This window comes from Bacteroides sp. CAG:633, from assembly GCF_000435115.1.
Lineage (GTDB): Bacteria > Bacteroidota > Bacteroidia > Bacteroidales > Bacteroidaceae > Bacteroides > Bacteroides ndongoniae.
Genome location: NZ_FR883112.1, coordinates 4,562 through 9,847, shown reverse-complemented (window position 1 = coordinate 9,847; position 5,286 = coordinate 4,562). Strand labels below are relative to the sequence as shown.

Sequence of the window (5,286 nt, the reverse complement as noted above, 5' to 3'; positions counted from 1 at the left end):
GCTCAGCGGCGGTCAGCAGCAGCGTGTCGCCATTGCCCGCGCCATCGTTACCAACCCCAAAATCATCCTGGCCGACGAGCCTACCGGTAACCTCGACTCCGCCAACGGCAACGAAGTGATGTCCCTGTTGAAGGAACTCAATGCCGACGGTGCCACGGTAGTCATGGTGACGCACTCCGAAGAGAATGCCCGCGAGGCCCGCCGCATCATCCGTATGATGGACGGGGTGATACTGACTGAAAGTTCGATGTAGGGCAATTAGCAAATATCGGGTTTATTTAAAAACTTTTGTGGGCAGAATGAATGCTGATCTGAGGAAAAGGCATAATTTTGCCCACAATTATTTTTTATTGCAGGCCGCATGGAAAGGGTCTTAGTCGTATCAAACTCGAACGAACTGGTCAGAATGAAGCCGGAGCGGATAGCTTACATCTCCTCGGACGGTAATTATGTGACGGTTGTACTCCACAATCGCACGGAGCACGTCTTTGCCTTCAACCTGCTGCGTATGCAGAAGCTGGTAGAGACGCAGCTGGGTGAAGCGGCGGCCTGTTTCATCCGCATCGGAAAGAGTCTGATCATCAATCGCAATTACATTTATAAAATCAATCTGACCAGACAGGAGCTTGTCCTGGCAGATATGGATCTGGACGGTACTTTCAGACTGTCGGCTTCGCGGGAGGCGTTGCGGCAGCTGAAGGAACTGTTGGAAAAGGAGGCAGGATTATGACGAAACATGAAGAAGACGAAATACAGGTATTGGGCTCGCCGGCCGGTGGTAAAAGATCCGTGCGGAACAGGTGGCTTTGGGGAATCGTCGTACTGTTGTTGGTAGCCGTTGCCTGTATCGTATACTGGTGGTGTTTACCCGACAGAAATAATCGCCCAGTTGGGGAAAAAGTTTTTCCTAACTGGGAAAAAAATATTCTCCAGTTAGACAAAAAACAGCAGCCTTTGACGGACAGTGCGACACTTGCCCGGGTCAGCCTGCTGGCCGATACGGTGAACGATGTCCCGATGCAACTGTTTGTACTGGAAGGAACCGATGTCCGGCTGCGTATCGGTTTGCCCTCTGTGCAGGACACAACGTTGCTGATGGCTCTGCCTGCTGCTGATGTACGCAAGGACAATCTGGGCATTGTGGGCGATTTTGTATTGGACGGTCGCCGTTACGGCAATGGCAAGCGGAAGGAAGGCTATGGTGCCTTGCTGCAAGGGCAGTTGTTTCTGGGTGTTTCGGCCTCGGACACGGTGATGAACTACTGTGCCGAGCGTCAGGGTTCGTTTTTCAGGCAATATCCGCTGGTCATCGGTGGAAAGATCTGGCCGAACCGCCTGAAAGGAAAATCCCTGCGCAGAGCAGTGGCCCGCAAGAAGGACGATCCTCGTGTCTACGTCGTCTTGAGCCGTCAGCGTGAGTCGCTCTACGATTTCTCGGAAGCCCTGGCCGATTATGGTATGCTCGACGCCCTTTACCTGCCCGGTGGCGATGCCTATGCATTTTGCCGTACACCTCAAGAAATCTTATGGCTGGGCACTTCGCAGGAGCATGTCTATCCGAATACCAGTTATCTGGTCTTCCATAAATGATATTTCGTATGCGCAGCGCACCATTTCATACATTATTTGTTATACTTCGTAACAGACGTTGCTTGATGGCTTTCCGCCCTGCCGGTTTTTGCTTACATTTGTGTGGACCGGACAAGTGGAAGTCTGCTTTTGGCTGATACTTGTGTTATGCAATTATTTTATAAACTAACAAACAACCATTATTTTATGAAAAGACACTATTTCTTTCTGGCTGCTTCACTCCTGCTGATTTCGTGTGGCAGCAAACAGGCGAAAAACACTGATACCGAAACAGCTCCCATTGGCGGAAGCGATGCGGCCATGGGGTACACATACTCCAAGGTACTCAACAAGAAAATCCGGATTTTCGAAGACGGGATGCGTATGCTGTCTGCTGTCGATCCGCAGGCTACGACGGCTGCCTTCGCGGTATTTCCGTCCGACTCATCCAAGGTCGAACTGTTCATGCCCGAAGAGACGGTCGTACTGGAAAAACGTGTCCGCCCCGACGGCACCGCAGTGTGGAATGTAGAAGATGATGATACATACATGTTCGAACAGTGCGCTAACGAGTGGCTGGTGTCACGAAGAGGAAAAGTGCTGTATGCCACTACCGGATGCGAAAACAAACGTCAGGTCGAGTTTGCAGGCAAACAGGGTGAAGCTCTTTCTGCCATTTTCTTCACTACGGCAGGGCTGGCTCAGATCCGTTACGACGGTGTCGACTACCTGCTTCGCCAATATGTGACTGCTTCGGGCTACGGATACAAAAATCCGTTTGTCGACATTCGCGGTAAGGGACAGGATATGATGCTGACTTTCTCGGCAGAGGGCAAATCCATCGCTTTCACCGAAAAGAAATAAGCATACTGTTATCTATAAAACGTAAATCAACCATGAGAAAATCAATGATGCTGGTGGTGGCTGCCGGCTTACTGGCTTCGTGCCACACAGCCACTCAGAAAAACGAGAGAGATTTTACCGGAAACTGGATTGAAGTCATGCCTGCCAATCCTCAGATTGTGCAGGGAGTGACCCTGAATGCCGATGGCACTGCATCTTCCATCGGTATGGCTACGCTGAAGTATGAATCGTGGAGCCTGTCGGGCGACCGCCTGATACTCAACGGAAAGAGCATCGGAAACGGACAAACCATTGACTTCTCGGACACGCTGGACGTCGTGAAGCTGACTCCCGACTCCATGACGCTGGGACGCTCCGGATCGTATCGCATCGACTACTACCGTACAGCCGAAGTCATTGTCGCTCCTCAGGATAAGGCTTTGCTAGATTCCCTGAAGAAAGCCGAGGGTACCGGAGAATTGCAGACGCGTATTTATCGGGGCACCCTGCCAGCTGCCTCCTGTCCCGGCATTGTGTACGACATAACCCTTTACAACTACGAGCATAGTGGCGATGGCGTGTTCAGGGCACGGCTCACCTATCTGGAAGCCGAGAACGGACAGGACCGCACCTTCGAGTATTGCGGACGTCAGTATACCTTGCGCGGCAATGCGGTAGACAAGGATGCCACCGTCTTCCAGTTCGTTCCTTTCGACAAGGAGGAAGAGACGATGAACTTCCTTTTCCTTGGCGACAAACTGACGATGCTCGATCGCGAACTGAAGCCTATCGATTCAGAACTGAACTATACGCTACAGCAGCAACCGCAATAATTCGAAGAAACTGTGCCAGCTTAGGGGCTGTTCCTTTTCAGACACGGATGGCACGGAACAATACGGGGAAAGCGTATCGGCTATCCCTGCATTTCCGTGCCATCCGTACCTTCCCAAAAGACGCTTTTACTTTTTACGTGCAGCGATGGCCAGTATCACTCCCAGCGCTACTCCCAGCAACGCAGCGAACAGCACCCGCATTTCGCCCGGCAGCAGGAAGGTGATGGTATGCGCGGGAAACCAGAACAGGGGAATGGTCTTCTTGAACACGAATCCCCACTGTACCCGCCAGTTCAGGTTTTGCATGATCTCACCCATCGGAATGGGGGTGAACAGACCGCGCAGCGTTCCGCCTGTAGCCAGGATGTGTGTGTCCGTTATCTTGTGGAAGGTCATGAATACAGGGGCAAAGATGCTGTTCAGGCAGACGGAGATGGCAAAGGCCAACAATATCTTTTCCATACAGAGAGGCCCCGCCATGATGCCCGCCGGATTGTCCACTCCCAGATAAGCGGCTGCGGCAGGCACACCTGTCGAGAACACGATAAAAGCCAGGTTGATGCCCATACCCAGTACACCCCATACTACGGCACGGGGGCATACGCCGAAGCCTTTGCGCAGGTATTTTCCTGTACTGATGCGCAGGCCCAGCAGTTCGCCCAGCGTAGAAAGAATAGCAAATTTCAGGAAGCTCATCACCATGCCGTGTGCGGCATTGAACGACTGATAGCCTGCATACAGGCTGTCGGATACGAAGAACGGCGCGAACAGAGCCGCGACAATCACGATGAAGTAGAGGTCGGTGCGTTTCATGATTATTAGGTTGTATTTGTACATTTTGTATTATGGCGGCACAATGTACTAATTTAAATGAATCCGGCAAACTTTTGTCTGGTGAAAATACGTTTATGAAAGAAAAATGTCTATTTTCGACACAGATTCATTATTAAATCAATAGAAGCATGAAAAAACAGGTATTCTTTTTCTTGATGGGGACAGCCTTGTGCTTGTTCTCCTGCCGTCCCTCTTCCCGAACGTCGGAGGCAACGGATGTGCATGAGGAAACGACGGTTTCCGATTCCGTACAGACCTGTAAGGGGCGACTCATTATGGGCCACGAAGCCTATTCCTTTACCCCCGAAGGCGATACCTTGTCCTATTGGGTAGTCGATCGTTCGGGCGAACTGAAGAAACGTTACGAGGCAGCTTTGCCTGCCGGTTCCCAACCCTATACCCCTGTTTCAGCCGAACTGAAGGTGAAGATGATGGGGCCTTCCTCCGAAGGCTTTGCTGCCGATTACGACGGAGTGGTCGAAGTGCAGCAGATCATTCGCGTGGGCGACTGATTTCGCTTCCGGCTTTTCGTGCCAGTTCGGCACGGATACGGCTCAGCGATTGAGGAGTGATGTACAGGTACGAAGCAATGTGCTTCAGCGGTACGTGTTGCAGCAGTTCGGGCATCCGTTCCAGCAGCGACAGGTACCGTTCTTTGGCCTGTGTCGCTCCTTCGTTGATCAGCCTTTCTTCAAACATCAGAAACTCCCGTTCAAACATCCGCCTGCCCAGGTTGGCAGCTGCTGCCGACGAGTGGAAGAAGGCTTCCAGTTCCTGCCGCCCGATGCGGTATAGCAGACTGTCGCTCATGGCTTCGATCGAAGTTCCGGATGGTCTTCCGCCCATGTATCCCCGGGTCGAGAAGAGCGATTCGCCGGTGGTGGCAAACCAGATACTCACGTCTACACCATTGCGCAGGTAATAGCCGCGCCAGATGCCTTGGCCTATCAGGTAGAAAGAGGTGTTCAGTTCTCCTTCGTGCACCAGTACTTCGCCCCGGCGGTAGGTCACAGGTTCCATCAGGGCCAGCAGGGCAGCTGCATCCTTGCTGTCCAGGTTGTATTTCTTGCTGAATATGTCAACGAATTTTTCCATGTCTTTTTATCTTCGGTTTCCGTAGGAGGTAATTTTCAAGTTTCTCTTTCCTCTTTCTTCCCCGGCAGTAAATGGTCAACACGAAGATCAGCGTCAGTGTCTCGGCGGCTGG

At 51.9% G+C, this 5,286-nt stretch carries 8 protein-coding genes; 6 read left to right on the top strand and 2 right to left on the bottom strand.

Translation table 11 applies throughout. The features are described from left to right. The 5 genes from QVP67_RS11700 to QVP67_RS11680 form a co-directional block, all read left to right on the top strand. Positions 1-253 (top strand): ATP-binding cassette domain-containing protein (locus QVP67_RS11700; RefSeq protein ID WP_288180155.1); only part of this gene is annotated, 253 nt, incomplete at its 5' end. 108 nt (positions 254-361) lie between these two features. Continuing rightward, positions 362-730: a LytTR family transcriptional regulator DNA-binding domain-containing protein gene (locus QVP67_RS11695; protein ID WP_022163750.1), complete on the top strand. Its 369-nt coding sequence runs from the start codon at positions 362-364 to the stop codon at positions 728-730. After that, positions 727-1,590: a hypothetical protein gene (locus QVP67_RS11690; RefSeq protein WP_022163749.1), complete on the top strand. Its 864-nt coding sequence runs from the start codon at positions 727-729 to the stop codon at positions 1,588-1,590. Before QVP67_RS11695 ends, QVP67_RS11690 begins: the two co-directional genes overlap by 4 nt. 186 nt (positions 1,591-1,776) lie before the next feature. Further along, positions 1,777-2,433, top strand: a complete 657-nt coding sequence (locus tag QVP67_RS11685) for an MliC family protein (RefSeq protein ID WP_022163748.1) — start codon at positions 1,777-1,779, stop codon at positions 2,431-2,433. A gap of 32 nt (positions 2,434-2,465) precedes the next feature. Beyond that, on the top strand, positions 2,466-3,245 hold the full coding sequence (locus QVP67_RS11680) for a lipocalin family protein (RefSeq protein WP_022163747.1): 780 nt from the start codon (positions 2,466-2,468) through the stop codon (positions 3,243-3,245). Positions 3,246-3,371: 126 nt separating this feature from the next. On the opposite strand, the gene QVP67_RS11675 is transcribed toward QVP67_RS11680, so the two are convergent. Further along, positions 3,372-4,058 carry a hypothetical protein gene (locus tag QVP67_RS11675; protein ID WP_288180154.1) on the bottom strand — a complete coding sequence of 229 codons (687 nt, stop codon included), beginning with the start codon at positions 4,056-4,058 and terminating at the stop codon, positions 3,372-3,374. Between the two features lie 149 nt (positions 4,059-4,207). On the opposite strand from QVP67_RS11675, the gene QVP67_RS11670 reads away from it, so the two are divergent. Next, positions 4,208-4,591 carry a hypothetical protein gene (locus QVP67_RS11670; RefSeq protein ID WP_022163745.1) on the top strand — a complete coding sequence of 128 codons (384 nt, stop codon included), beginning with the start codon at positions 4,208-4,210 and terminating at the stop codon, positions 4,589-4,591. Here the strand turns inward: QVP67_RS11670 and QVP67_RS11665 are convergent. After that, the gene (locus QVP67_RS11665) at positions 4,572-5,174 is read right to left on the bottom strand and encodes a Crp/Fnr family transcriptional regulator (RefSeq protein WP_022163744.1); all 603 of its coding nucleotides are present in this window, start codon (positions 5,172-5,174) and stop codon (positions 4,572-4,574) included. The genes QVP67_RS11670 and QVP67_RS11665 overlap by 20 nt on opposite strands. Positions 5,175-5,286 lie beyond the last annotated feature (112 nt).